The sequence below is a fragment of the Pseudomonas sp. Marseille-Q8238 genome (assembly GCF_965111915.1).
On sequence record NZ_CBCOPI010000001.1, the window covers coordinates 4367797 to 4394615 of the forward strand.

Here is a 26819-nt window from a genome sequence, read left to right on the forward strand (position 1 = left end):
AAAAAGCCCCGGCCGCCATCATGGTGACCGGGGCTTTTTTCGAGCTTCCGGGTCAGTGGGCGCGCTGACTTCCACGCAGCGCAGCAACCTGACTGGCACTCACCTCGCCGGCCTGGTTGCCCCAGTTGCCGCGCAGGTAGTTGGCCAGATCGGCCAGCTGGCCATCATCGAGCTTCCAGCCGTAACCCGGCATGGCGTAGCCCATATGCGCCTGGGTACGTGGCCCGTGCGCGCCGTTGAGCAACACCTGTAGCAGGCTTTCCGGGTTGCTGGCGATGACCGTCGGGTTGCCCGCCAGCGCCGGGACCACGTAATCCTCACCCTCGCCGTTACGACCATGGCAGACCGCACACAGGCTGGCATAGGTGCCAGCGGTTTGCCTGGAGCTTTCCGGCATGGTGCGCGCCGCCGGCGGCACCTTGCCCTGGTTACCGATGGCCACCAGGTACTCGGCGATAGCGCCCAGGTCGCCCTGACTGAGGAACTGGGTGCTGTGGCTGATCACATCGGCCATCGGCCCACTCACCGCGTAGGACTTCGAGCGCCCGGTCTTCAGGAGCTGCACCAGATCCTCCTCGGAGAAACTACCCTGGCGCAGGTTGCTGGCATACCAGCCATCGAGCAGCGCGCCGGAGAGGAACTGATCGTCCTGCTCGCTACCGCCTTTCTCCTGCATGGCCAAACCCCGTGGGGTGTGGCACGCGCCACAGTGGCCGAGCCCCTGCACCAGGTAGGCGCCACGGTTGTAGCCGTCACTCTTGTCGGCGACCGGCGTGAAGCGCTCGTCGTCATGGAACATCCATTTCCACACGGTCAGCGGCCAGCGCATTGACAGCGGCCAGGGGATGTCGCTGTCACGGTTGGCCACGGCCTGGGCCGGCACCTGGTTCATGAAGTAGTCGTACAGCGCACGCATGTCCTCGTCGCTCAGGCGCGCGTAGCTGGTATAGGGCATTGCCGGGTACAACGCATGCCCCTCACGGGCCACACCGTCACGCATGGCCCGCTCGAAATCCTCGAAGCTGTAGCGGCCGATGCCGTGTTCCTTGTCAGGCGTGATGTTGGTGGAATAGATGCGCCCAATCGGCGTATCGAAGGGCAGGCCACCCGCCATGAACGCACCATCGGGCGCCGTATGGCAGGCGGTGCAGTCACCCGCGCGAGCCAGGTATTCACCGTCCGCCGAGGCGAAGGCGAACAGGGGCGTGAGCAGTCCTGCCATCAGCAATACGAGAAGTCTCATCTCAGGCCTCCTTGCCAGTCAGTTCGCCTACGGCACGCCAGGCCTGGTCGATGGCGGCATGGGCGTAGGGGTTCCAGTCGGAATCGGAGTTGGCGATGGTGATGTTGCCGATTGGTTTGCGCGCCTGGTCGATGATGCGTTCGACTTCATCCTCGTCATCGAACAGGCCGTTGGCGAAGTACGAATAACCGTGAGCCCAGCGGTTGACGGTGATCTCGGCGATGTCGCGCTCATGGTCGAAGCCGGCGCTGCCGAGCATGCCCTGCAGTTGCTCGCGCACCTGCCGCTCGAACACCTCGAACGGCGTACCGAGCAGGTAGGCACGACCCTTGCGCGCCTGGTCGCGAGCACTGAGGCCGCTGCCGGGCAGGGTCGGCACCATGATCATGTGCAGCCCGATGGGCTTGTCCGGATCGCGCGGGTGCTCGTAGCCGCCCATGCTCACCGGGAAGTCCAGTTTGATCTCGCAGAACGGCGCCGTCGGGCAGTAGACATCGTGCACGCCGAGCTTCTGGAAGGCCCGCCAGTTGCGGATCACCACTTTGGTGTAGACCAGCGGCAACTTGACGTTCTGCGCCAGGGCGTCCTTCTGCTCCTGCGGCATCTCCGGCACGATGTAGGGGATCATCATGTTGTAGCCGGCCATCACCACATGCCGCGCACGTACTCGCGACAATGTGCCCTCACGCACGTAACCGACATCCACCAGGGCCTTGCCGCCCTCCTCGATATTGGCGGCCTGCACCACCGTACTGTTCAGCCGCAGGCGTACCGCTGCACTGTCCTGGTCGAGCTTGCTGTAGTCGAACACCGCCAACTGCACGTCCTCCATGGTCGTGCCGGGCGGCGCCACTTGAGGAATCAGGCGGCGCACCAGCAGCCGCGCGAGGGTCGCGTTACCGTCGGGGAAGTGGAAGATGTAGGGGTCGTCGAGTTCAGCCTGGGCCTCCTCGTCCATCGGTGGCAGGCCCAGCCCTTCGATACCTGGCAGGCCACACAGACGCGCGTCGGTGACCGAGGTGGCGTCGATGCCCACCGCCTGGAAGTCGTTGGTCTGCTGCTGGAAGTAGCGGATTGCGGACTCGGCCAGGCCGACCTTGTCCTTGAGGAAGGTGGTGTAGCTGTTGCGGTCACACCAGCTCACCTTTTCCTCGACGCTCATGCCGCTGAGGTAGTCGACCTGCTCCACGTGCAAACGGATCAGTGCCTTGCGCTCATCTTCGGGCAGCGGAAAATCATTGATGAAATCTTGGTAGCTGCGCGCGTTCATCCTGGCTGGCGGGATGTCGTCGGCGACCTTGCGGGTCGGCGAGCCGGACACCACCTTGTCCACACCGAAATTGGCGCGATCGAAATAAACCCCGCGTGACAGTCCCAGGTCCGGGTAGAAATCCAGGTCGAAGTGGGCCTCCAGGCGGTCCAGGTCGACACCCAGATCACGGATCATGCCCAAGGCCCGCTCGCTCCAGATCGAGCGCGGCGACTGCAGGGATTCGCTGCCGCCGTAGGCGAGGATCATTTTGTCGTCGACCGTGAATTCGTTGCGTTTGGCGTGGCCTCCGAAGTCGTCATGGTTGTCGAGAATCAGGATGCGCGAATCAGCGCCATGCAGTTGCTGATAGAACAGCGCCGCCGCCAGCCCGCTGATGCCGGCGCCAACCACCACCAGGTCGTATTCGCCAGCGAGCTTCGCCGAGCCTATGTCGAAATGTTTGCCGCCACGCCCCAACGCGTGGGCGTTCTCGAACGAGCCATCATGGCTGCCGCGTAGCCCGGTAAGAGCCGGCGGGTAGTAAAGCGCCTTGTGCTGCAACGCAGGTTCGGCACGCAACAGTGCACTGGGCACCAACCCTGCGGCCACACTGATGGCCACGCCATTCAAGAAATCGCGACGCGTTATTTGCATACCCTTCACCTCATCTGTCCCGGCTGGCCCACCTCCTCATTCCCGTGGGAGGTGTGGCAACACCGGTCTGACCGACGAGATGCGTACAAGGTTTAAACCTTTTAAACGCATCTGCCGGCAGACGGCGTACCAGAACTATAGGCATAAATGAGCGGCTGGCACGCCGCCAGCGAGCAGTGCGGCAAAGGAGCGACTACTCGGCGATCAGCCAATCCAGGCGCCAGTCGCCACGGCTTTGCGCCAGCGTGTCGGCGAGCCAGGGCAGCAGTTGCTTCAGTTCGTCCTCCAGCCCCCACGGCGGGTTGACGATGGCCAGGCCGGAGCCGGACAGGCGCGAGGCATCGTCCGGGGCGTGGACGAACAGTTCGGCACGCAGCAACTTGGGTGCCGATGACTTCTCCAGGCCCTGGTAGAAACGGCGCAGCTGGCGCTCATCCTTGATCGGGTACCAGATGGCCACGACGGTCTGGCGCATGCGGCCGATGGCTTCGTTCAGCGCGGTGACGCAGCGTTCCAGCTCATCCGCCTTCTCGAACGGGGGGTCGATCAGCAGCAGGGCGCGTTTTTCCGCCACAGGCAGCAGCGCGCGCGGCACGTGCCAGCCCTCGCCCAGGTGCACGGCCACGCGTGGGTCGCCGCGCATGTTGTCCTTGAGCAGGCGCCCGTCTTCCGGGTGCTTCTCGTTGAGCAGCACGCGATCCTGCAGGCGGGTCAACTGGCGCGCCAGCTCCGGCGAGCCGGGGTAGTAGCGCAGTTGACCATCGGGGTTGAGCGCCTGCAGCACACCGAAATAATCCGTGGTCAGGGCCGGCAGATCCTCGGCCTGCCAGAGCCGGGCGATGCCTTCCAGCCATTCACCAGTGCGACTGGCCTGGTCGCCCTTGAGGTCGTACAGACCGACGCCGGCATGGCTGTCGAGGCAGACGAAAGGGGCCTCCTTGCGCGACAGCAAGGCGATGATGCGGCTGAGGGTGATGTGTTTGAGCACATCGGCGTGATTGCCGGCGTGAAAGGCGTGACGGTAGTTCATGAGGCGGCTCCTGTGGCCGCACAGTTTACCCGCTTCAGGTCGCCAACAATGCATCGTCTGTGCGGGTGCTCCGGCACAGCACATCGATCAGGCGTTGCAGGGCCGGTGGCACCGCAGCATCGCGGCGACGTACCAGCATGGTCGGCGCAGCAGCCAGTTCCGGGTCGATGGCATGCGACGTCACCAGGCGTGCACGCGGGTGCGCCTGGAGCAGGCTGCGCGGCAGCAGGCCGATGCCCATGCCGCCAGCAATACCGGCCAGGATCGCGTCGATGGAACCGTAGCTTTGTCGTGCCGCCACCTGCAGACCCTGCTGCTCGCACCAGCTCTCCAGGCGAGACCGGTAGTGGCAGCCACTGGGAAAGCCGAGCAAGGTGACGGGCGCCTGCCCCAGCGCGGCAGGCGACAGCCCTACCGGTAGCACCAGCACCAGTTCCTCGGGCCACAGCAGCTCGCTGATCAGACGCGGATGTTGATAAGGACCGCCGATCAGCGCGGCGCTCATTCGCCCGGCCAGCACCTCTTCGATCAGGGTGGCACTGGTGCCGGTGATCAGGGTCAGGTTGACCTTCGGGGCCTCCTGATGAAACGCCGCCAGCAGCTCGGGCAGGCGCACTGCAGCGGTGGTTTCCATCGAACCCAGGCACAGTTCACCCGCCCAGAGGTCCGATTGCACACTGGCCCAGGCCTGGCGGCAGATCTGCTCCAGGTTTTCGGCATGGGGTATCAGGCGCTTGCCCGCTGCCGTCAGGTGCAACCGTTGCGCCTGGCGCTGGAACAGGTCGACTTCCAGCTGTTCTTCCAACTGGCGCAAGCGCGCGGACACGTTGGACGGCACGCAGTGCAACTGCTGCGCGGCTGCGGTCAACGAGCCGGTTCGGCTGACGGCCAGAAAGTGGCGCAGCAGGTGTGGATTGAGTCGTTCCCAGGGCGCCATCGGCCACCTCCATGATCACCAAAAGTGAAAAACAATCACTATTTTTCACTAACAGTAAAAGCATGGTAACCGTTACCGTAGCGTCATCATAGGAGGAGGCAATGATGCTCCCGGTTTCTACACGTCAAATCCTGCAGGCCTTGCTGGCCGGCAGCGTTGCACTGGTCGTGGTGCACTCACTCGGGCGTTTCGCCTTCACCCCGCTCTTGCCCTACCTGCTGGACGACGGTCTGTTCACCCTGCACCAAGGGGCGCAACTGGCCACCTGGAATTACATCGGCTACCTGTGCGGCGCGCTGCTGGCCTTGGCGGTCTATCGCCCGGAGCGCCTGCGCATTGCCCTGCCCTGTGCCCTGCTGCTCAACGCCCTGATCATACTGGCTCAGGGTTTCACCAGTGATTACCTGGTGCTGCTGGCATTGCGCCTGGCCAACGGCATCAGCAATGGCCTGGTGTTCGTCCTGGCTCCGGCGCTGGTGCTCGAATGGCTGGCCGAACGTCAGCGCGCCCAACTCAGTGGTCTGGTCTACATGGGTTTTGCCGCGGGTCTGCTGCTGGCCGGCTGGCTCGCGGACCGGCCGTCGGCCTGGCTCAGCGGCGCCTCACGCTGGTGGCCGGTCGCCGCCGTCGCCCTGCCCCTGGCGGTGTTCAGCGCCTGGCAACTCAGCAAGCTGCATGTACGCCCCCATGCGGAACCCAGCACGCGACCACCGGCCACGCCCCTGTTCGACCGGGCCAGTACCCCGCTGTTTCTCTCCTACGCCGGCGCAGGCCTGGGCTACATCCTGCCGATGACCTTCCTGCCGACCCTGGCCCAGGCACAACTGCCCGCCGGTCACTCGCTGGTCAGCGGCGCGTGGCGCTGGACCGCCGTGGCCTGCCTGCTGTCGATCCCGCTGTGGAACAGCCTGGGCGCCCGCCTGGGTGACCGCCGCGCCCTGCTCGGCACCTACCTGCTGCAGGCCGTCGGCTGCGCCGCGCCGCTGCTCTGGCCGGGCAGCCTGGGCATCCTGCTCTGCGCCGTACTGGTCGGCGGTACCTTCACCGGCAGCGTGCTGTTGACCCAGCGCCTGGCGCGCACCCTGCAGCCACACCAGGGGCCGCGCCTGTCCGCCGCACTGATCGCCCTGTATGGCGGCGCGCAACTGGCCGGTCCCTGGCTTGCCGGCCTGTGGATCCAGCACGGTGGCAGCCTGGAGCAAAGTTTTGCCTTCGGCGCACTGGCGATTCTCTGGGCGCTGATCTGGAGCTGGCTCACCCCCGCCCACTCGACTCACTCAACGGGAGCTTAAACCGATGAACCTCACGTCCCTGCTCGATATCGACCATCCGCTGGTGCAGGCACCCATGGCCGGCTCCCAGGACCATCGACTCACCGCTGCCGTGTCGAATGCCGGCGCGCTCGGTTCGCTGCCCTGCGCCCTGCTCGATGCCACCACACTCGATGCCGAACTGGTTGCACTGAAGGGCCTGACCCAGCGCCCGTTCAACCTCAATTTCTTCTGCCACACCCCGGTAGCGGCTGACGCAAGCCAGGAAGCCGCCTGGCGCGAAACGCTGGCGCCGTACTACGAAGAGTTCGGCATCGACCCGAGCAGCATCGCCGCCGGCCCGGGTCGGCAGCCGTTCAGCGCCGAGATGGCCGAGGTGCTGGAGGCCCATCGCCCGGCCGTGGTCAGTTTCCACTTCGGCCTGCCCCAGCGCGAGTTGCTGGCACGGGTCAAAGCCACCGGCGCAAAGGTGCTCAGTTCGGCAACCACCGTCGAAGAAGCGCTGTGGCTCGAAGCCAACGGCGTCGATGCGATCATCGCCCAGGGCCTGGAAGCCGGCGGCCATCGTGGCCACTTCCTAAACATGGATATCAGCGACCAGCTCGGCACCTTCGCCCTGCTGCCGCAGATCGTCCAGGCCGTGAACGTCCCGGTGCTCGCCGCCGGCGGTATCGCCACGGCCCAGGGCGTACGCGCCGCCATGGCGCTGGGCGCAGCCGGGGTGCAGGTCGGCACCGCCTACCTGAGTTGTCCGGAAGCCCGCACCAGCGCCATCCACCGCGCCATGCTCGCCAGCCCGGCGGCGCGCTACACAGCCCTGACCAACCTGTTCAGCGGTCGTCCGGCACGCGGCATCGTCAACCGGGTGATGCGCGAGCTGGGGCCGATCAGCCCGGCGGCGCCTGGTTTCCCGCTGGCCACCACGGCCATCGCCCCGCTGCGCAGCAAGGCGGAAGCCCAGGGCAGCGGCGACTTCTCGCCACTCTGGGCGGGGCAGAATGCCAGCCTGTGTCGCCCCCTTGGGGCCGCCGAGCTGACCCGTGAATTGGTGGCTGGCTTCGATCTCTGAGGCGCCATCACGCTCATGGATAGTGCTGGGAGTACGCCTCCCGGCTGCTTAGACTCGGACCTATTCCACCGGAGGTAGATCATGTCCGAGTCCCTGCTCAGTTCCCGCAACCTGGCCTTCGAGCTCTACGAAGTGCTGGATGCCGAAGCCCTGACCCAGCGCGAGCGCTTCGCCGACCACAACCGCGAGACCTTCGAGGCGGCCATCAGCACCGCACGCGGCATCGCCGAGGAACTGTTCGCGCCGCACAATCGCAAGAACGACGAGCACGAGCCGCAGTACGTGGACGGCGCCGCGCAACTGATCCCCGAGGTCGAGCCGGCCCTGCGCGCCTTCCACGAGGCGGGCTTCCTCAACGCCACCCGTGACTTCGAAGTCGGCGGCATGCAGTTGCCCAACCTGCTGTCGCAGGCCTGCTTCGCCCACTTCCAGTCGGCCAACATCGCCACCTCGTCCTATTCGATGCTGACCATGGGCGTGGCCAACCTCATCGACACCTTCGGCAATGACGAACAGAAACGCCTGTTCCTGCAGCCGATCATCGACGGCCGCTTCTTCGGCACCATGGCCCTGACCGAACCCCATGCCGGTTCGTCGCTGTCGGACATCCGCACCAAGGCCGAGCCCGCCGATGACGGCAGCTACCGGATCAAGGGCAACAAGATCTTCATCTCCGGCGGCGACCAGCCGATCTCGGAGAACATCGTGCACATGGTTCTGGCGCGCCTGCCGGACGCACCGGCCGGGGTGAAGGGCATCAGCCTGTTCATCGTGCCCAAGTTCCTGGTCAATGCCGACGGCTCGCTGGGCAAGCGCAACGACGCCCTGCTCGCCGGCCTGTTCCACAAGATGGGCTGGCGCGGCACCACCTCAACCGCGCTGAACTTCGGCGACAACGGTGATTGCGTCGGCTACCTGATCGGCAAACCGCACCACGGCCTGTCGTACATGTTCCAGATGATGAACGAGGCACGCATCGGCGTCGGCATGGGCGCGATCATGCTCGGCTACGCCGGCTACCTGTACTCGCTGGACTACGCCCGTAACCGCCCACAGGGTCGCCAGCCCGACGGCAAGGACCCGACCAGCCCGCAAGTGGCCATCGTCGACCACGCCGACGTGCGACGCATGCTGCTGACCCAGAAAGCCTATGTGGAGGGCGCCTTCGACCTCGGCCTGTACGCGGCGCGCTTGTTCGACGACACCGAGACCCTGGCCACCGAGGAAAAACGCAAGACTGCGCTGGAGTTGCTCGACCTGCTTACGCCGATCGTCAAATCCTGGCCGTCGGAGTTCTGCCTCAAGGCCAACGAACTGGCGATCCAGATCCTCGGCGGCCACGGCTACACCCGCGAGTACCCGGTGGAGCAGTACTACCGCGACAACCGCCTCAACCCGATCCACGAAGGCACCCACGGCATCCAGTCGCTCGACCTGCTCGGACGCAAGGTGTCGATGAATGGCGGCGCGGCGCTCAAGCAACTGCTCAAGCTGATCCTGGACTGCTGCCAGCGCGCGACGCAGCACGACTCGCTGGACAGACTGCGCCAGCCACTGGAGCAACTGGTGGCCCGCCTGCAGGCGGTGACCCTGGCCCTGCTCGGTGATCTGATGGCCGGCAAGGTCAATCAAAGCCTGGCCAACTCGGCGCTGTACCTGAAGGTATTCGGCCACACGGTGATCGGCTGGCGCTGGCTGGAACAGGCGATCCGCGCCGAAGAAGGCCTGGCTCGCGGCAATGCGGCAGACGCCGACTTCTACCAGGGCAAGCTGCAAGCTGCGCGTTACTTCCTGACGTGGGAAGTGCCGGCTTGCCACCATGACCTGGCCATTCTGGAGGCCCGCGACGACACCTGCCTGAACATGCGCGACGCCTGGTTCTGAGCCCTCGAATCCCCTTCCCGACCCCGCCTTAGTGCGTAATGCTGTTCATTTAAGAAAAACGCCGCGATCCCAATGGGAGTCGCGGCGTTTTTCTTGGTCTGTTGACGTTTCGACATGGATGGCCGGATCGAGGCAGTTGTGGACACTGAAGCTGGTGGGCTGAAGCCCACCCTACAGATCTGGTACCCCGCGTAGGGTGGGCTTTAGCCCACCAATCGGCGCGCCATGAAACGCAAAGGTCGAACGTCCGCAATTGCCTCAAAGAGGCCCCCTCGGCGCGGCTGGAAAATATCCAAATAACCCGCGACCAGATGACTGGCAGCGGGTTCCTGGAGTGTCCCGGCAAGCCGCAAATGCTTATGTGAACAGCATTACGCCTTAGTGCGGGGATTTTTTGCCTGTCGACTGGGCAGCGCGTGCGCTTATGGTCTGGGCAGACAGCCAGGCGGGCTGGCACAGCCCCCACTGGCGCCTATGTGCCCAGGCTATGTATCGAATACCAAGCCTTGGGTTTCGCCCTGCTGGGCGAAACCCAAGGTTCCAGAACACGCCATAAACAGCTAGAACAAACGCGACAAGCTCGCGTCGCTTTATCCCCAGCAACACACCACTCACCCTCAACCAGCCATTACGACAAGCGGCCCATTCCACCCCGATTAATTCACGCAAGGCGCTTGCAGGAAATCGCAGGTGACAGGTTAGAATCGGGCGATCTGGCATGTGCACTGCATGCCATCTCCGCACTACCCGCCATCGCCCTTTCTCGCCTGGAGTCTTGCCCGTGGATGCAGTCACCATCAATAGCCTGTTCCTGATCGGCGCGTTGCTGGTGGGAACGAGCATTCTGGTGAGCTCCCTGTCATCGCGCATCGGCGTACCGATCCTGGTCATCATCCTCGTGGTCGGCATGGTCGCCGGGGTCGACGGTCCCGGCCACATCGGCTTCAGCAATTACCCGATGGCCTACCTGGTCGGCAACCTGGCGCTGGCGATCATTCTCCTCGACGGCGGCATGCGCACCCGGGTGTCGAGCTTCCGCGTGGCCCTGTGGCCGGCGCTGTCGATGGCCACAATCGGTGTGCTGATCACCACCGGGCTGACCGGCATGGCCGCCGCCTGGCTGTTCGACCTGAACCTGATGCAGGGCCTGCTGATCGGCGCCATCGTGGGTTCAACCGATGCCGCCGCGGTGTTCTCCCTGCTCGGCGGCAAGGGCCTCAACGAGCGGGTCACGGCGACACTGGAAATCGAGTCCGGCAGCAACGATCCGATGGCAGTGTTCCTCACCGTGACCCTGATCGACATGCTCGCCAAGGGCCAGAGCGAATTCAGCTTCGCCTTCCTCGGCCAGTTGCTCAGCGAGTTCGGCATCGGCGCACTGGTCGGCCTCGGGGGCGGCTGGCTGCTGTTGAAACTGGTCAACCGCATCAATCTGCCGGGCGGCCTCTACCCGCTGCTGGTGGTCAGCGGCGGCCTGATGGTCTTCGCCCTGACCAACACCCTGCATGGCAGCGGCATTCTTGCCGTGTACCTGTGCGGCCTGGTGCTCGGCAACCGACCGATCCGCAGCCGCCACGGCATCCTGCACATGCTCGACGGCATGGCCTGGCTGGCGCAGATCGGCATGTTCCTGGTACTCGGCCTGCTGGTCACCCCGCACGACCTGCTGCCCATCGCCGTGCCGGCCCTGGCCCTGGCGTTGTGGATGATCCTGTTCGCCCGCCCGCTGTCGGTGCTGGTCGGCCTGCTGCCATTCCGCGCGTTTCACGACCGGGAAAAGATGTTCATCGCCTGGGTCGGCCTGCGCGGCGCAGTGCCGATCATTCTCGCCGTGTTCCCGATGATGGCTGGCCTGCCGCACTCGCAGCTGTACTTCAACGTGGCGTTCTTCATCGTGCTGGTGTCACTGCTGCTGCAAGGTGCCAGCCTGCCGCTGGCGGCCAAGCTGTTGCGCGTGACCGTACCGCCAGAGCCGGCACCGATCTCGCGCGCGGGCCTGGAGATTCACCCCACCAGCGAGTGGGAGCTGTTCATCTATCGCCTGGGCGCGGAGAAGTGGTGCATCGGGGCGCAGCTGCGCGAACTGAAGATGCCCGAAGGCACGCGTATCGCCGCGCTGTTCCGCGGCCATGAACTGCTGCACACCTCGGGCAGTACCCGCCTGGAGGCGTCGGACACGCTCTGCGTGGTAGGCCATGAGCATGACCTGTCGGCGCTGGGCAAGCTGTTCAGCCAGGCGCCGTTGCGCGGCCAGGACCTGCGTTTCTTCGGTGACTTCGTGCTCGAAGGGGACGCCGAGATGGCCGACATCGCGGCCCTCTATGGCCTGAACCTGCACGACATCGATGGGCACCTGCCGCTGGGTCGCTTCATCGCCCACGAGATTGGCGGCCAGCCGATTCTCGGCGACCAGGTCGAGTGGAATGGCCTGACCTGGACTGTCGCCCTGATGGAAGGCAACAAGGTGCGCAAGGTGGGCGTCAGGTTCCCCGAGGGGCAGGCCAAGCCTGGTCTTTTCCTCTAGCGGCGAGAGCGGTTGCGAGGCTCGCTCGCGTAACCTCGCACGCGCAAGTACGCCCCACGCAGTTCGATAACCCCGCAGCGTTTATACGCTGGAACCCGCCTGTTCCAGGGCGGCCTGCAGTTCATCAATGCGTGCCTGCAACGCCTGCAGATGGGCACGCTGCTCGCTGATATCGTCGATCACGCTGATCAGGTGTTCGGGGCTGCCGCTCTGCGCATTGCGCTGCACGGAGGTGCGCACATTGGCCCAGACGTATTCGCCACTCTTGCGCCGGAAGCGCTTGTGCACCGCGTACCTATCCACCTTGCCGTCGAGCAGGCGCTGCAATTGCTCGAGGTTGGTTTCCAGGTCGTCGGGATGGGTCAGGGCCTGGAAGGTCAGGCCGGCCAGCTCCTCGGCGCTGTAGCCCAACAGGGCGCACAGGGTGTCGTTGACGCGCAGCCAGGTGCCATCCAGGCCGATGTAGGCCATCGCCCCGCCGGCCAGCTCGAAGATCGCCCGGAAACGTTCCTCACTGGCCCGCAAGGCTTCCTCGGCGCTCTTGCGCTCGGTGTCGTCCATGCTGATGCCGACCATCTTCACCGCCCGCCCGGCAGCATCCTTGACGATGGTCGCTCGCGAGGCGATCCAGCGCATTTCCCCGTCGGGGCGGAAGATGCGGAAGTCATAGTCGCTGCTGGTGCCGTTGGCGATCACATCGCGGTACAGCGGGGCCATTGCCGCCACATCATCGGGATGCAGGTGCGGCCAGAAATCCTCGTTGCAGGTGAACGACCAGCCGTAGACATCCTCGACGTTGGCCGAATAGGTGATCTCGTCGGTGATCAGGTTCCACTCCCAGGTCACGATGCGCGCGTTTTCCTGGGCCAGTTGCATGCGCGCTTCGCTCGCCATGATTTCCGTGGTGTAGCGCCGCCGCACATCGGTCATCGGCAGTTCGACCACCTCGGCACCCTGCACATCGCGCAAGGCTTCCTCGCCGTAGCGCAACCAGATCCAGTTGACCTTGAGGAAGGCCGCCAGGGCGCGCAGGTTGTCGTAGTCGATCTCGCCGCCACGGGTCCATTTGTGCACCGCCGTGCGGGAAATACCGAGCACGCTGGCCACTGCCTGCAGGGTGAGCTTGTGGTGCTCGAGCAGTTCCTTGAGGCGGAAGGCGAAGGTGTTTTCCATCATGACGGGGCAGGTCGACCGGTGGTGACGAATGGCTGGCCAGTATACATGCCGAACCATGGCGCTCATCCCTGAGCGCCTTTCATCAGGCTGACTCAGAAGAAGCTGTAGGGATACTCGGCAATCAACCGCAGCTGGTCGGCATCCGTATCCGACGCGCCGCTGATGCGGTGTGTGGCGTAGCGCAGGCGCAGCGCCAGGTTCCTGGCTGTCCCGCTCTGCACCACGTATTTGAGATCGACGTCGCGCTCCCAGTGGTGTTCGCTGTCGGCGTAGAAGTCGTAGCGGCTGCCCGACTCGACCCGATCGCCCTGGACGTGATCACCCCGAATGTAACGCAAGCTCATGCTCAACCCCGGCACGCCATAGGTGGTCATGTCGAGCGTGTACACCCCGCCCCAGGAACGCTCGCGCGGACCGTTGAAGTCGGCCAGTTGCGAGGAGTGCGCCAGGTAGATGGAATCATGGTAGGTGCCTGGCCCCAACCCCAGGTAATCGAAGGGCTGGTCACCCTCGTTGCGCTGGTGGCTGAGCCGGAAGGTATGGGCACCCAGGGTATAGGCGGCAGCCAGCGACCAAGCGGTGACGTCGATGTTGCCGGCCAGGGCACGGCCTTCATCGCTGGAGCGATACAGGTTGAAGTCGATGTTCAGGCTACGCGTCGGCCCGAAGGGAAAGGTGTAATTGACGTTGCTGTAGTACTGGCGCCAGATGTCCTTGTACTCGGAGCCATAGAGGCTGAGCTTGAGCTGGTCATTGACGGCATAGCTGCCACCGACGAAATCCACCGTGCTGCTGGATACGCCTGCATACGCCGCATAGAAATTGCCATGGCTGTCGGTGCTGTTGAAGTCCTTGCCCGCGGTGAAGTGTCCGGCCTCCAGGTTCATCTTCGGCACCTGGGCGCTGGTCAGCCAGAAGCCCGTGGCCGTGGCCGGCATCAGCCGTGCATCCGCCGGCGCGAAGACCGGGTTGTAGGGCCGCAACTGGCCGTAGCGAAGTTCGGTTTCACCGACCCGCAGCTTCACCGCGCCACCGATCGAGCCGGCCTCGTCACGCGCGCCCTCGGTATCGGGCACCAACACGTTGGCCCGTCCGGCGTAGCCACGGCCGCCATCGAGCTTGAAGACCGAATAGGCGTGCAGGTCGAGCCCGAAACCGACCGTACCTTGCGTGTAGCCAGAGCTGTATTCCAGGCGCAGCCCCTGGCCCCACTCGCGTTTGTCCTGCACACCGTGGGTGGCGTTCTGGTTCCAGTAGAGGTTGCGGGCGAGGAAATCCAGGTGGCTGTCCTCCAGAAAACCGTTGCTATCGGCTTGTCCGGCAAACGCCAGTGGGCTGCCGAGAAGGGTCATCAGGGACAGGGTCAGGAGAGGTTGTTTCTTGTTGTTGTTCAAAGGCGTTCTCCACATTTTGGATGCAAGCCGCCGCGGTGGCGGCAGTCAAGCCATCACCGGGGAGACTGTTCTGCTACGAAGGCCCTCCCGGACGGGAGGGCTCAGGTGCTCAGGTGCTCAGAGATCCAGGACCAGACGCTCGCCTCGGGCACGCGAGACGCACAGCATCATGGTGCGCTGGGAGGCTTTCTCGTCGTCGCTCAGGTACTGGTCGAAGTGCTCGGCCTCGCCCTCGATAATGCGCGTCTCGCAGGTGCCACAGACACCCTCGCGACACAGGCATTCAACCTCGACGGTCGTGGTCTTTTCGATAGCCTGGAGAATGGTCACACCCTCCTCCACGCGCAGCTCGGTGCCGGACTTGGCCAGCACCACGGTGAAGGCTCCCCCACTGGCGGGCGTGGCGGCGAACTGCTCCCAATGCACGCGCGCGTCGGCGATGCCCAGGTCCCGAGCAGTGGCGATCACCGCGTCGATCAGCGGTTTGGGCCCGCAGACGTAAACGTGGGCATCGGTGGCCAGGCCGCTGAACAGTTGGCGCAGGTCGAGCATGCGACCCAGGCTGTCGATGTACAGCTGCACATGTTCGGCATGCGGCCCTGTGCTGAGCTCATCCTGGAAAGCGCCATGCTCCGGCGCGCGGAAGGCATAGTGCAGTTCGTACGCCGCGCCCTGTGCCTGCAGCTCATAGAGCTGGGCGAGGAACGGGGTGATGCCGATGCCGCCGGCGATCAGCACGTGGCGGCCGGCGCTCGGATCGATGGCGAACAGGTTGTTGGGGGTGGAGATGGTCAGCTCGGTGCCGACTTCCACCTGGTTGTGCATGAACGCCGAGCCGCCCTTGGATTGCTCCTCGAGACGCACACCGATCTGGTAGGCGCGGGTGTCCGCCGGGTCGCTCATCAACGAGTAGGCATTACTGAAGCGGCGGCCATCGGCACCTTGCATCTGCACGATGATATGGCTGCCACCGGTAAAGGTCGGCAGGGGCTGGCCATCCTGGCGCACCAGGGTAAAGCGTTTGATCAGGGGTGTTGCCTGCTCCACGGCAGTGACACGCGCGGCGATCATTTCATAGTTGTTGGCCATGGCTAACCTCGGCTCTTGTTACTCGGGCGGCACGCACTGACGCCCGGTTCATAGGGACAATGCCCGCCGTTCACACGGCGAAGCACAGGTACTTCAGTTCCAGGTAATCCTCGATACCGTAGCGCGAACCTTCGCGACCCAGGCCCGATTGCTTGACCCCGCCAAACGGCGCGACTTCGTTGGAGATCAGCCCGGTGTTGATGCCGACCATGCCGTACTCCAGCGCCTCGGCAACCTTCCACACGCGGGCGATATCGCGGCTGTAGAAATAGGCCGCCAAGCCATACAGGGTGTCGTTGGCCAGGCGCACGACTTCCTCGTCGCTGGAGAAACGCACCAGCGCCGCCACCGGGCCGAAGATCTCTTCCTCGAGCAGTTCCATGCCCGGCGCGATGTCGGTCAGCACGGTCGGCTCATAGAAGAACTCGCCCTGAGCATGACCCTGTCCGCCCACGACCAGCTTGGCCCCTTTGCCCAGGGCGTCGTTGACCAGGCTCTGCACCTTGTTCACCGCCTTGGCGCTGATCAGCGGGCCGATCTCGCTGCCCTGCTCGGTGCCGTGGCCCACGCGCAGCTCGCGCACACGGGCACTGAAGCGCTCAGTGAAGCGCTCGTAGACAGCGTCATGCACATAGAAGCGGTTGACGCACACGCAGGTCTGCCCGGCGTTGCGGTACTTGGCTGCCAGCGCGCCTTCGACGGCGGCCTCGATATCGGCATCATCGAAGACGATGAACGGCGCGTTGCCGCCCAGCTCCAGCGAGACCTTCTTGATGGTCGAGGCGCACTGCGCCATCAGCAGCCGACCGATCGGCGTCGAGCCGGTGAAGCTCAGCTTGCGCACCAGCGGGTGGCCGGTGAACTGCGCGCCGATGGCCACAGCATCGCCGGTGACGATGTTCAGCACCCCTGCCGGAATGCCGGCACGTTGCGCCAACTCGGCCAGCGCCAGCGCCGACAGCGGTGTCTCGTTGGCCGGCTTGACCACGATGGTGCAACCGGCCGCCAGGGCCGGAGCAACCTTGCGGGTGATCATTGCCGCCGGGAAGTTCCACGGGGTGATGGCCGTGCACACACCGATGCCCTGCTTGATCACCACCAGGCGCTTGTCGCCTGCCGGGCTGGGAATCACATCGCCATAGATGCGTTTGCCTTCCTCGGCGAACCACTCGATGAACGAAGCGGCGTAGCGGATTTCGCCCAGCGCCTCGTGCAGAGGCTTGCCTTGTTCCAGGGTCATCAGCAGGGCCAGGTCCTGCTCGTGTTCGAGCATCAGCTCATACCAGCGGCGCAGGATCTGCGCGCGGTCCTTGGCAGTGCGCGCACGCCAGGCGGGCAGCGCGGCATCCGCCGCCTCGATGGCACGCACGGCTTCAGCGGCGCCCATCAGCGGCACATGGGCCAGCAGTTCGCCGCTGGCCGGGTCGGTTACAGCGACAGTGCGGCCTTCATCGGCATCGCGCCAGGCGCCATCGATGAAGGCCTGCTGACGCAGCAGTCGGGGATCATTCAGGTTCACGCGGGAAACTCCTCGTGTGGATAGTCCGCCGGCGCAATGCGCCGGCGGTGGCAGGGCTCAGTCCTGGTGCGCGACGGCGATCAGGCTGTGGAAGTGGGCGATGCCGTGCTCGCTCATGCCACTGCGCTGACGGTCGGCCATGATCCGGCCCTGGCCGCGGTAGCCGCGCGAACGCAGGCCTTTCTGCACGCTCTCCACCAGGCGCAGGTCCTCGGGGCGGAACACAGTGCGGTACCACTCGACCAGCGCTTTCTGATCCTCGGTGAGTTCCTTGTTGAGGAAGTACACGTCGTAGTGCTGCAGGGTGGTTTCGGCGTCGACCGGGAACTCGTAGATCACGGTCATAAAGTCGCCACCTGGCGGCACGTTGAACATGGTGCACGGCCAGGCCCAGAACCCGGCGAAGGAGGGGTCCTTGACCGACTCGTCGAACTTGAAGGATTTCTCCGACGGTTTGGCCAGGCCGTATTGCAGACTCCAGTTGCCGTGCAGGGTGTGGCTGTACTGGCCAACGTCCACCGAGTCGGAGAACCCCGGGTGGGCCGGGGCGCAGTGGTAGCACTCCATGTAGTTGTCGACGATCGACTTCCAGTTGGCCGGGGTTTCAGTGGCGAAACGCGCGGCCAGGTGCAGGTCGTCGATCACCGCGCAGGCCTGGCGCATGCGTGCTTCCAGGCCCGGCAGCTGGTCTTCGACGGTACCGGCTTCGGGGTTCATGTTGATGAAGACGAAGCCCGCGTATTCCTCGACCTTCAGTTGCACCAGGGAGGACTGGTCCTTGTCGAAGTTGGCCACGTTGTCGCAGTTGCGCGCATGAGCCAACTCGCCATCGAGCTTGAAAGTCCAGGCATGGTACGGGCAGGTGATGACGTTCTTGGCCTTGCCGTTGCCTTGCAGCAACTGGTGCCCACGGTGCGGGCAGACGTTATAGAACGCGCGCAACACCAGATCGCGGCCACGCACGACGATGATGCTTTCGCCGATCACCTCACGGGTGATGTAGTCGTTGGCTTCGGCCAGTTCGCTGCGGTGACCCACGCAGATCCAACTGTTAGCGAAGACCTTTTCCTTCTCGAACTGATAGACCGCGTCGCTGGTGTAGTACTCGGCCGGGATGGTCCAGGCGTTGTCCGGGTCATTGCAGAAGTCGGGATGGAGTTTGGAGTAGGCACTCATCGTTTTTTCCTCTGGCTGAAAGCGGGTTTGCCCGCCAAATTTTGTTATCTATTGGTTAACACAATACTATTGGTTAACAACAGTGGTGCGATTTGGCCTCAGCGCACAGCGCTTGTCAAATCCCTTTCGTCGTATGCAGCCCTACGGCTACGGGGTATCGGCGGGTATGTGCATGGTGCGGATGGCGTCGACAAAGGCCCGATAGAGCCGCGCGGTTTCCGGGCAATCATCAAGCGCCCGCAGGCAGCTGTGCAGCAAGCCGGCGCCGAGGTGGTAGTGCGCCGGCACACCAGCCTCTCGCAGCCGCTCGGCATACACGCGACCGTCATCTCGTAATGGATCGAACTCCGCCACCGCCACGAACGCCGGTGGCAAGCCGGCCAGCGAATGCGCCGCCAGCGGTGCCAGCCGGGGATCACGATGGCTGGTGGGATCAGGTGCATACAGTTTCAGGTACAGCGCGATATCGGCGCTGCTGAGCAGCGGCGCATCGGCGTTTTCGCGGTACGACGGCAGGTTCTGTTCGATACCCAGCGCGGGGTAGATCAACGCCTGCCCGGCCGGTGCGTGGCCGTTTCGACCGACCAGTGCCAGGCACACAGCCGCCGCCAGGTTGCCACCGGCGCTGTCGCCCGCGACAACCACGCGCGCCGGGTCGAGGCCCAATTCTGCGGCCTGCTCCTGCAGGTAATCCCAGGCCGCCAGGCTGTCGTCGAACGCGGCGGGAAAGACATGCTCCGGCGCCAGCCGGTAGTCGGCCACGACAACCAATGCCCGGGCATCGCGTGCCAGTGGCGCCGCCACGAACTCATGGGAGTCGAGCCCGCCAACCACCCAACCGCCGCCATGCAGATACAACACACAGGGCCAGCCACCAGCCGGGGCATCGCCCAGCGGGCGGTACAGGCGCAGGCCGATGTTCCGCCCTGGCGCCTGCAACAGCCTGTCCTCGATATGCGGATCGCCGCTGCGAGCCGGGGTGAAGTGCCGGCACAGCGCATCGTAGGCCACCCGCCCGGCGCCGATGCTGTCATCGGCGGCGGTGAAGGTATTGCTGGTTTCAACGAAGGCGCGCATTGCAGCTGCCAGGGGATAGCGCTTGCTCATCGGCCGCTCCTCAGACTGCCTGCTTGCTGGCCACGGCCCGCATCGCCGGGGGCTCGTCCGCCTGCGTCTCTTCCGGAAGCACCCGGTGCATCTCTTCGATCTTGTGGGACGGGATGTGGCCGTAGTCCTCACGCAACCAGCGCAGCAGACCGTAGACCTTGATCAGGATGATCACCGCGAACGGAATCGCCGTGACGATCACCGCCGTCTTCATGGTGTTCAGCGGCGCCTTGGAGAAGATCATTGCCAGCGGCAGCAGGGTCAGCATCACGCACCAGAACAGGCGGTCGAATGGCGACGGGTCCTCGCCGGCCTTGAGGTCACGGGTACAGGTGGCCGACACCGCATAACCCACGGCATCCATGTGCGCGGCGAGGAAAATCGCCATCACCGCCAGGAAGAACGCCATCACCACACGGCCCGCCGGCAGCTGGTCGAGCAGCAGGCTGATGGCCACTTCGCCACCCTGACTGCTCAGCACGTCGGGGACGTTGACTGCCCCGGTGATGAAGCTGTGCACGCTGTAGTTCTCGAGCACACCGAAGACGAACCAGAGGCCACCGCAACCGCCCAGCACCATGGCCATCAGCACTTCACGGATGGTCCGGCCACGTGACACGCGGGTGACGAACAGGGCTACGCCCGGTGCGTAGGAGATCCACCACAGCCAATAGAACACCGTCCATTCGCGGGTGAATTTGCCATCGCCCATGGGATCGGTGAACAGGCTCATGTCGACGAAGTTGGTCACCATCAGGCCCAGGCTGGACAGCGAATTGTTGGTGATGAACTGGGTCGGGCCAAAGGCGTAGATATACAGGGCCAGCAGCACCACGCCCCAGCACACCATGTTGCTCAGGCGCTTCATGCCGCCGTCCATGCCCACGTACGAAGACAGGGTGAACAGCACCGACACGGCGAGGATGATGGCCAGCTGCGTGACGAAGGTATCGGGGATACCGGTCAGGTTGGACAGCAGCTTGGCGAAGGTGATGGCGGTCAGCACCAGCGAGATGGTCAGCGCGCCAAACATGCACAGCATGAACAGCAGATCGACCACGCGACCAACCGGACCCGCAGCGCGAAAGCCGGTGATCGCCTCGATCATCGCCGCCAGGCTCAGGCCTTTGTTCTTGCGCACATGGTAGTGGTAACACATGGCCACAGCGCCAATCGCGTAGATAGCCCAGGCACTCAGGCCCGAATGGAAGAACGAATAAGCCACGCTGAAGCGCAGGGCTTCCTGGGACTCCGGCGCCAGGTTCAGACCTGGGGTCTGGTAGTAGTAGGCCCAGTCGAGAAAGCCCCAGTAGAGCGTCGAGGAACCGAGGCCCGAGAGGATGAACATGAAGATCCACGAGGTCGTCGAATACTGCGGACGACCACTGCCCAGGCGGATATGGCCGTACTTGCTGAACGCCAGAAAGAACACCAGCAGCGCGCAGGCAAACACGAAGAGTTGGATGGCCGTGCCGAAGGTGCGGGTCGACCATTCGAACAGCTGCCCGGCGATATGCTCGGATGGCCCGGGGAACAGGGCCAGCCCCACCACGGTGACCAGCACGGTGATCAGGCTCGCGGTTATCAGGAATACATCTTTTTTATTGTTGTTGGTCATCATCTTCTCCTGTGGAGAGAGTGAGTTGAATTGTCCCGGCCAGGCCTGACCCGCCGGAAGTACACAAACGCCCTGTGTAGTCGTCGCTCCGCCAATCAATGAACGCCAGCACCTATCTGGCACGGGCTTTCGGGGTCGCAAAAATAGTGTGCCGCGTGCCCTCTCGGGGCCATCGCGCCACCGGTTCTGCTCGGGCGCCAAAACGCGCCCGAGCCTCTCACCTCATTACCCGCGCGACACGCGGGCGTTGAACCTACAGCGCCGCCGCAATGGCTTCGCCCACCTCCTGGGTCGAAGCGTTGCCGCCCAGGTCCCGCGTCTTCGGCCCATGGGCAATCACCTGCTCCATCGCCCGCAGGATGCCGTCATGCGCATCGCGGTAACGGCTGTCGCCCTGGCCGAGGAATTCAAGCATCAGCGCACCCGACCAGATCATGGCGATCGGGTTGGCGATGTTCTGTCCATAGATGTCCGGCGCCGAACCGTGCACCGGCTCGAACAGCGACGGGAAGCGCCGCTCGGGGTTGAGGTTGGCCGACGGTGCAATACCGATGGTGCCCGCACAAGCCGGACCAAGGTCGGAGAGGATGTCGCCGAACAGGTTGGAGGCCACAACGACATCGAAGCGATCCGGTTGCAGCACGAAGCGCGCACAGAGGATATCGATGTGCTGCTTGTCCCAGCGGATGTCCGGGTAATGGGTGGCCATAGCGGCCACGCGCTCATCCCAATACGGCATGCTCACCGCCATGCCGTTGGATTTGGTCGCGGCAGTAACCTGCTTGCGCTCGCGGCTCTGCGCCAGGTCGAAGGCGTACTTGAGGATGCGGTCGACACCCCGACGGGTGAACACCGACTCCTGCAGCACGAACTCATGCTCGGTGCCCTCGAACATGCGCCCACCGAGCGAGGAGTACTCACCCTCGGTGTTCTCGCGCACCACCATGAAGTCGATATCGCCCGGCTCCCGACCGGCCAATGGGCAAGGGACGCCGGGGAACAGACGTACCGGGCGCAGGTTCACGTACTGGTCGAACTCGCGACGGAACTTGAGCAGCGAGCCCCAGAGGGAGATGTGGTCCGGCACCTTGTCCGGCCAGCCGACCGCGCCGAAATAGATGGCATCGAAGCCCTGCAGCACCTCGAACCAGTCGTCGGGCATCATCTTGCCGTGGTGTTCGTAATAGTCGCAGCTGGCCCACTCGAAGGTCTCGATGGCCAGATCCAGCTTCCATTTCTGTGCGGCTGCCTGGACCACACGCAAGCCTTCGGGCAGCACCTCGTTGCCGATGCCATCACCGGGAATCGCTGCGATCTTGTATGTCTTAGTCATGGAGATGGGTTCGCTCTTGCGGATAAAGAAGTTCAGTCGCGAGCCATGCTATAAGTGGCAACAGAACAAATAATCCACCCATCCATTGATTTATAAGACACAAATCGTGAACAGTCTGCCGAACCTTGAAGACCTGCGGGTCTTCGTTCTGGTCGCCCGCCGCTCCAGTTTCGTGGCCGCAGCGACCGAGCTGGGCACCTCGCCGGCCTTCGTCAGCAAGCGCGTGCGCCTGCTCGAGGAAAACCTTGGCGTGCGCCTGCTGCACCGTACGACCCGACGCGTGGCCGTCACCGAAGACGGCGAACGCGTCTACCACTGGTCACAGCACATCTTCGATGCCGTGGAGCGCATGAGCGACGAAGTCTCGGCCCTGCACCAGGAGCCGCGCGGCCAGTTGCGCATCGTCAGCAGCTTCGGCCTGGGCCGCAAACACGTCGCCCCGGCGCTGTCGGAACTCTCCGCGCGCTACCCACAACTGGACATCCGCTTCGACGTGTACGACCGCCTGGTGGACCTGATCGCCGAGGGCTTCGACCTCGATATCCGTATCGGCGACAACATCGCGCCCAACCTGATCGCCAAACCACTGGCCGCCAACCGACGCATCCTCTGCGCCGCGCCGGACTACCTGGCGCGCCACGGCGAGCCACGCAACCTCAGCGAACTGGCTGGCCACGACTGCCTGATCATCAAGGAGCGCGACCACCCCTTCGGCCTGTGGCGCCTGCAGGGGCCCAACGGCGAAGAGAGCGTCAAGGTCACGGGGCACCTGTCCGCCAACCACGGCGAAGTGGTGCACCAGTGGTGCGTCGATGGCCGCGGCATCCTGCTGCGCTCGCAGTGGGACATAAACGACAGCCTGGCCAGCGGCCGCCTGGTACAGATCCTTCCGGACTACCACCAGCCCGCCAACATCTGGGCCGTGTATGCCGCGCCGCTGGCCAGCTCGGCGAAGATCCGCGTCACCGTGGAGTTCTTCCGGCAGTACTTCGCCGCCCGCTATGGCGCGATGAATGGCGAAGCAGCCGACGCCGGCCCCTCGCCATGAATCGCCTTTGCGCACGCGCGCACCTGTCCAGCGCCAGCATCGAAGTAGTATGTTGCGGGAACTTACCGCCCATCGGCCTTTCCCTTGAGGAAGTATCGACAGGGTAAGCACTGGCCAACCGCTCGCACGGTGGCGCCCCTGTCATGACCCATTCATTCACCTGAGCGTTCGATCCGATGTCCTTCCTGCGCCCGTTGTGTACCGCCGCCCTGCTCGGGCTCAGCCTGCTCACCTTCGACCTGCCTGCCGCCGAAGTGCCTACCAGCGCTGCCGTGCAGCAGAGTCTCGATGGCCTGGCCGCCCGCAAGCTGCCTGAGGCCGATCTCAAGGTCGTGCAACAGGCGCTGGAACAGACCCTGGCCTTTCTCACCAACAAGGCCGACAGCGAGCAACGCCTGGCCGACCTCAAGCAGCAGTTGGATGCCGCCCCGCAGCAGATAAGCGATGCCCAGCGCGAATCCGCCCGCCTCAAGGACAGCGAGCCGACCAACGTCCAGCAGCGCTACGGCAACACCGACCCGCAACAGCTCGACACCTTGCTCAGCCAACGCACCGCGCAGCTGGCCACCTGGCAACAGGAACTGACCGAAGCCAACAGCCTGATCATCACCTCGCAAACCCGCCCCGAGCGCGCCCAGGCCGAGATCAGCAGCAACCAGACCCGTACCCAGCAGATCAACGCCCTGCTCAAGACCGGCAAGGACACCGGCAAGACCCTGAGCGCCGAACAGCGCGACCAGCTCAACGCCGAACTCGCCGCACTGGCCGCCAGGACAGAACTGCGCCGCCAGGAGCTGCAGGGCAACAGCCTGCTGCAGGACCTGGGCAACGCCCGGCACGACCTGCTCGCCGAACGCATTCGCCGCCTCGAACAGGAAAGCCTCGACCTGCAGTCGCTGATCAACGACAAGCGCCGCGCCAGCTCGGAGCAGACGGTCGCCGAACTCTCCCGCGAAGCCGAGAAGGCCACGCCGGACAGCCTGGTGGCCCAGGAAAGCGCGGAGAACCTGAAACTCTCCGACTACCTGCTGCGCGCCACCGACCGCCTCAACGAACTGACCCGGCAGAACCTCGAAGCCAAGCAGCAACTGGATAGCGTCAGCCAGGCCACCCAGGCCCTGGACGAACAGATCGACGTGCTCAAGGGCAGCCTGCTGCTGTCGAAGATTCTCTACAAACAGAAACAGGCCCTGCCGCGCCTGAAGTCCGACAACAACCTGGCCGACGAAATTGCCGACCTGCGCCTGTACCAGTTCGAACTGGGTCAACGCCGCGACGCCCTGAGCAGCCTGCCGGATTACGTCGACGGCCTGCTGGCCAAGCAACCCGCCGATCAGGTCACCCCGGAGCTGCGCGAAACCCTGCTGCAACTGGTCACCACCCGCAACGAACTGCTGGACCGCCTGAGCCGCGAACTGAACGCCCTGCTCAACGAATCGATCACCCTGCAGCTCAACCAGAAGCAGCTGAAGGACACCACCGGCGCCCTGCGCAAGACCCTTGAAGAACAGATGTTCTGGATTCCCAGCAACAAGCCGCTGGACCTGGCCTGGTTACGCCAGGCGCCGACCTACCTGGAACGCCAGCTGAATGCCGTGCCGTGGGGCTCGGCAATCAGCGAACTGGGGGAAGGCCTGGTCGACCGGCCCTGGCTGTTCATTCCTCTGCTGTTGCTGATTGCCGCGCTGCTCTGGCGCCGACGCTGGCTGCACGACAAGCTCCAGCACCTGCACGAAGACATCGGCCACTACAAACGCGACAGCCAGCTGCATACCCCGCTGGCGATCTTCATCAATATCCTGCTGGGCTTGCCGGTCACCCTGTTCCTTGCCCTCTGCGGCCTGGCCCTGCAGATCGATGCCCGCGGCCAGAACGCCGCGCTCGGCAGCGCCCTGCTGCAGATGGCCCAGGCCTGGCTGGTGTTCTACACCCTGTACCGGATTCTCGAGCCGGATGGCGTCGCCGAGCTGCATTTCCGCTGGGCTCGCCCGCACGTCGCCTACCTCAGCCGCAAGATCCGCAGCCTGGGCCTGGTGGTACTGGCCCTGGTCGCCGTGGTTACCGTGGCCGAACACCAGCCGGCGGCCCTCGCCGAGGATGTGATCGGCATCGTCGTGCTGCTGGTGTGCTTCGGCCTGATGACCTGGCTGATGAGCCGCCTGCTGCTGTCCGGCCCGATGCGCGAACACGCGTCCTCGTTCCGCATGCTGATCGGCATGGCCTTTACCGCCCTGCCGGTGATGCTGATGCTGGCTGTCGGCTTCGGCTACTACTACACCGCCCTCAAGCTCACCGATCGGCTGATCGACACGCTGTACCTGCTGATCCTGTGGCTGGTGCTCGAAGGCGCGTTCGCCCGCGGCCTGGCCGTGGCGGCCCGCCGCCTGGCCTACCAGCGCGCCCTGGCCAAACGCCAGGCGCAGACCAAGGAAGGCCCGGAAGGCACCGAGCTGCCCGTCGAGGAACCGACCCTGGATATCGACCAGGTCAACGAGCAGTCGATGCGCCTGATCCGCCTGGCCCTGCTCGGCGGCTTCATCGTCTGCCTGTACTGGGTGTGGGCCGATCTGCTCAGCGTGTTCACCTACCTCGACGACATCACTCTGTACAACTACAGCACGGGCACCGGCGGCGCGATCGCCATGACGCCGATCAGCGTGCTCGACGTGCTCGGCGCGCTGATCGTGGTCGCCATCACCGTCGTCCTTGCCCGCAACCTGCCAGGCCTGCTCGAAGTGCTGGTGCTGTCGCGGCTGTCGCTGGCCCAAGGCAGCGCCTACGCCACCACCACCCTGCTCTCGTACGCCATCGCCGGCCTCGGCTTCGTCAGCACCCTGTCGATCCTGGGCGTCAGTTGGGACAAGCTGCAATGGCTGGTGGCGGCGCTCTCGGTGGGTATCGGTTTCGGCATGCAGGCGATCTTCGCCAACTTCATTTCCGGGCTGATTCTGCTGTTCGAGCGCCCGATCCGCATCGGCGACCTGATCACCATCGGCACCGTTACCGGCACGGTGAACCGCATCCGCATCCGCGCGACCCACATCACCGACAGCGACCGCAAGGCGGTGATCGTACCCAACCAGATCCTGCTGACCAGCCAGCTGATCAACTGGACCCTGACCGACACCATCACCCGCATCGTGCTGGTGTTCACGGTCAACCGGGGCGCGGACCTGGAGCTGGTGCGCAAGCTGCTCTTGCAGGCCGCCCAGGAGAACCACCGGGTGCTGCGCGAGCCGGCGGCCAACGTGCAACTCAAGACCTATGGCGCAGCCAGCCTGGAGCACGAACTGAAGGTCTACGTGCGCGAACTGGGCGATCGCGGCCTGGCCACCGACGAACTGAACCGTCGCGTCGACCAGTTGTTCCAGGAACACGGCATCAACCTGATCGGCGTGCCGAAGATGGAAGTCACCCTGGCCAACAATCAGGGCCAGTCGCAAACCCTGCCGCCGCCGGAAGACGACGGCGCGCAAGAGGAAGGGAAAAGCTGAG

The 26819-nt window shown here is 64.5% G+C and carries 18 protein-coding genes; 6 read left to right on the forward strand and 12 right to left on the reverse strand.

What is annotated here, in order from left to right; all coding sequences use genetic code 11:
- Positions 1–52 precede the first annotated feature (52 nt).
- From ACWPW0_RS20090 to ACWPW0_RS20105, 4 genes are all read right to left on the reverse strand, one after another.
- On the reverse strand, positions 53–1243 hold the full coding sequence (locus ACWPW0_RS20090; RefSeq protein ID WP_454256331.1) for a c-type cytochrome: 1191 nt from the start codon (positions 1241–1243) through the stop codon (positions 53–55).
- Position 1244: 1 nt separating this feature from the next.
- Entirely contained in the window at positions 1245–3149 is a 1905-nt protein-coding gene (locus ACWPW0_RS20095; RefSeq protein WP_454256332.1) for an NAD(P)-binding protein, read from the reverse strand.
- A 193-nt stretch (positions 3150–3342) separates the two neighbouring features.
- Positions 3343–4179: a 23S rRNA (adenine(2030)-N(6))-methyltransferase RlmJ gene (locus tag ACWPW0_RS20100; protein ID WP_454256333.1), complete on the reverse strand. Its 837-nt coding sequence runs from the start codon at positions 4177–4179 to the stop codon at positions 3343–3345.
- Positions 4180–4213: 34 nt separating this feature from the next.
- Positions 4214–5116 carry a LysR family transcriptional regulator gene (locus ACWPW0_RS20105; protein ID WP_454256334.1) on the reverse strand — a complete coding sequence of 301 codons (903 nt, stop codon included), beginning with the start codon at positions 5114–5116 and terminating at the stop codon, positions 4214–4216.
- Between the two features lie 104 nt (positions 5117–5220).
- Here ACWPW0_RS20105 and ACWPW0_RS20110 point away from each other — a divergent pair, with 104 nt between their 5' ends.
- The 4 genes from ACWPW0_RS20110 to ACWPW0_RS20125 all read left to right on the forward strand — a co-directional run bounded on the left by ACWPW0_RS20110 (position 5221) and on the right by ACWPW0_RS20125 (position 11864).
- On the forward strand, positions 5221–6408 hold the full coding sequence (locus ACWPW0_RS20110) for a YbfB/YjiJ family MFS transporter (protein ID WP_454256335.1): 1188 nt from the start codon (positions 5221–5223) through the stop codon (positions 6406–6408).
- Positions 6409–6412: 4 nt separating this feature from the next.
- Positions 6413–7456 (forward strand): NAD(P)H-dependent flavin oxidoreductase, encoded by a 1044-nt coding sequence (locus ACWPW0_RS20115; RefSeq protein ID WP_454256336.1) that lies wholly within the window; start codon positions 6413–6415, stop codon positions 7454–7456.
- A gap of 81 nt (positions 7457–7537) precedes the next feature.
- Positions 7538–9340, forward strand: coding sequence for an acyl-CoA dehydrogenase (locus ACWPW0_RS20120; protein ID WP_454256337.1), 1803 nt, complete (start codon positions 7538–7540; stop codon positions 9338–9340).
- A 781-nt stretch (positions 9341–10121) separates the two neighbouring features.
- Positions 10122–11864, forward strand: coding sequence for a potassium/proton antiporter (locus ACWPW0_RS20125; RefSeq protein ID WP_447594456.1), 1743 nt, complete (start codon positions 10122–10124; stop codon positions 11862–11864).
- A gap of 81 nt (positions 11865–11945) precedes the next feature.
- Here ACWPW0_RS20125 and ACWPW0_RS20130 read toward each other — a convergent pair whose 3' ends face one another.
- From ACWPW0_RS20130 to ACWPW0_RS20165, 8 genes are all read right to left on the reverse strand, one after another.
- Positions 11946–13040 (reverse strand): PAS domain-containing protein, encoded by a 1095-nt coding sequence (locus ACWPW0_RS20130; RefSeq protein WP_447595730.1) that lies wholly within the window; start codon positions 13038–13040, stop codon positions 11946–11948.
- 92 nt (positions 13041–13132) lie between these two features.
- Positions 13133–14392, reverse strand: a complete 1260-nt coding sequence (locus tag ACWPW0_RS20135; protein ID WP_454256778.1) for an OprD family porin — start codon at positions 14390–14392, stop codon at positions 13133–13135.
- A 159-nt stretch (positions 14393–14551) separates the two neighbouring features.
- Positions 14552–15523: a PDR/VanB family oxidoreductase gene (locus ACWPW0_RS20140; protein WP_454256338.1), complete on the reverse strand. Its 972-nt coding sequence runs from the start codon at positions 15521–15523 to the stop codon at positions 14552–14554.
- Between the two features lie 70 nt (positions 15524–15593).
- Positions 15594–17042, reverse strand: coding sequence for an NAD-dependent succinate-semialdehyde dehydrogenase (locus ACWPW0_RS20145; RefSeq protein ID WP_454256339.1), 1449 nt, complete (start codon positions 17040–17042; stop codon positions 15594–15596).
- A gap of 57 nt (positions 17043–17099) precedes the next feature.
- On the reverse strand, positions 17100–18218 hold the full coding sequence (locus tag ACWPW0_RS20150) for an aromatic ring-hydroxylating oxygenase subunit alpha (RefSeq protein ID WP_447594460.1): 1119 nt from the start codon (positions 18216–18218) through the stop codon (positions 17100–17102).
- Between the two features lie 147 nt (positions 18219–18365).
- Complete coding sequence (locus tag ACWPW0_RS20155; protein WP_454256340.1) at positions 18366–19325, reverse strand: alpha/beta hydrolase; 960 nt, start codon at positions 19323–19325, stop codon at positions 18366–18368.
- A gap of 10 nt (positions 19326–19335) precedes the next feature.
- Positions 19336–20943 carry a BCCT family transporter gene (locus ACWPW0_RS20160; RefSeq protein ID WP_447594464.1) on the reverse strand — a complete coding sequence of 536 codons (1608 nt, stop codon included), beginning with the start codon at positions 20941–20943 and terminating at the stop codon, positions 19336–19338.
- A 253-nt stretch (positions 20944–21196) separates the two neighbouring features.
- Positions 21197–22276 carry a tartrate dehydrogenase gene (locus ACWPW0_RS20165; RefSeq protein WP_454256341.1) on the reverse strand — a complete coding sequence of 360 codons (1080 nt, stop codon included), beginning with the start codon at positions 22274–22276 and terminating at the stop codon, positions 21197–21199.
- 106 nt (positions 22277–22382) lie between these two features.
- On the opposite strand from ACWPW0_RS20165, the gene ACWPW0_RS20170 reads away from it, so the two are divergent.
- On the forward strand, positions 22383–23324 hold the full coding sequence (locus ACWPW0_RS20170) for a LysR substrate-binding domain-containing protein (protein WP_447594468.1): 942 nt from the start codon (positions 22383–22385) through the stop codon (positions 23322–23324).
- Positions 23325–23500: 176 nt separating this feature from the next.
- Positions 23501–26818, forward strand: coding sequence for a mechanosensitive channel MscK (gene mscK / locus ACWPW0_RS20175; RefSeq protein ID WP_454256342.1), 3318 nt, complete (start codon positions 23501–23503; stop codon positions 26816–26818).
- Position 26819: the final 1 nt, after the last annotated feature.

What these genes read in the sequence shown, in the direction of transcription:
- ACWPW0_RS20095 (WP_454256332.1), bottom strand. Translation starts at nt 3,149, where the DNA reads ATGCAAATAACGCGTCGCGATTTCTTGAATGGCGTGGCCATCAGTGTG.
- ACWPW0_RS20110 (WP_454256335.1), top strand. Translation starts at nt 5,221, where the DNA reads ATGCTCCCGGTTTCTACACGTCAAATCCTGCAGGCCTTGCTGGCCGGC.
- ACWPW0_RS20150 (WP_447594460.1), bottom strand. Translation starts at nt 18,218, where the DNA reads ATGAGTGCCTACTCCAAACTCCATCCCGACTTCTGCAATGACCCGGAC.
- ACWPW0_RS20100 (WP_454256333.1), bottom strand. Translation starts at nt 4,179, where the DNA reads ATGAACTACCGTCACGCCTTTCACGCCGGCAATCACGCCGATGTGCTC.
- ACWPW0_RS20115 (WP_454256336.1), top strand. Translation starts at nt 6,413, where the DNA reads ATGAACCTCACGTCCCTGCTCGATATCGACCATCCGCTGGTGCAGGCA.
- ACWPW0_RS20090 (WP_454256331.1), bottom strand. Translation starts at nt 1,243, where the DNA reads ATGAGACTTCTCGTATTGCTGATGGCAGGACTGCTCACGCCCCTGTTC.
- ACWPW0_RS20155 (WP_454256340.1), bottom strand. Translation starts at nt 19,325, where the DNA reads ATGAGCAAGCGCTATCCCCTGGCAGCTGCAATGCGCGCCTTCGTTGAA.
- ACWPW0_RS20140 (WP_454256338.1), bottom strand. Translation starts at nt 15,523, where the DNA reads ATGGCCAACAACTATGAAATGATCGCCGCGCGTGTCACTGCCGTGGAG.
- ACWPW0_RS20135 (WP_454256778.1), bottom strand. Translation starts at nt 14,392, where the DNA reads ATGACCCTTCTCGGCAGCCCACTGGCGTTTGCCGGACAAGCCGATAGC.
- ACWPW0_RS20165 (WP_454256341.1), bottom strand. Translation starts at nt 22,276, where the DNA reads ATGACTAAGACATACAAGATCGCAGCGATTCCCGGTGATGGCATCGGC.
- ACWPW0_RS20130 (WP_447595730.1), bottom strand. Translation starts at nt 13,040, where the DNA reads ATGATGGAAAACACCTTCGCCTTCCGCCTCAAGGAACTGCTCGAGCAC.
- ACWPW0_RS20160 (WP_447594464.1), bottom strand. Translation starts at nt 20,943, where the DNA reads ATGACCAACAACAATAAAAAAGATGTATTCCTGATAACCGCGAGCCTG.
- ACWPW0_RS20120 (WP_454256337.1), top strand. Translation starts at nt 7,538, where the DNA reads ATGTCCGAGTCCCTGCTCAGTTCCCGCAACCTGGCCTTCGAGCTCTAC.
- ACWPW0_RS20105 (WP_454256334.1), bottom strand. Translation starts at nt 5,116, where the DNA reads ATGGCGCCCTGGGAACGACTCAATCCACACCTGCTGCGCCACTTTCTG.
- mscK (WP_454256342.1), top strand. Translation starts at nt 23,501, where the DNA reads ATGTCCTTCCTGCGCCCGTTGTGTACCGCCGCCCTGCTCGGGCTCAGC.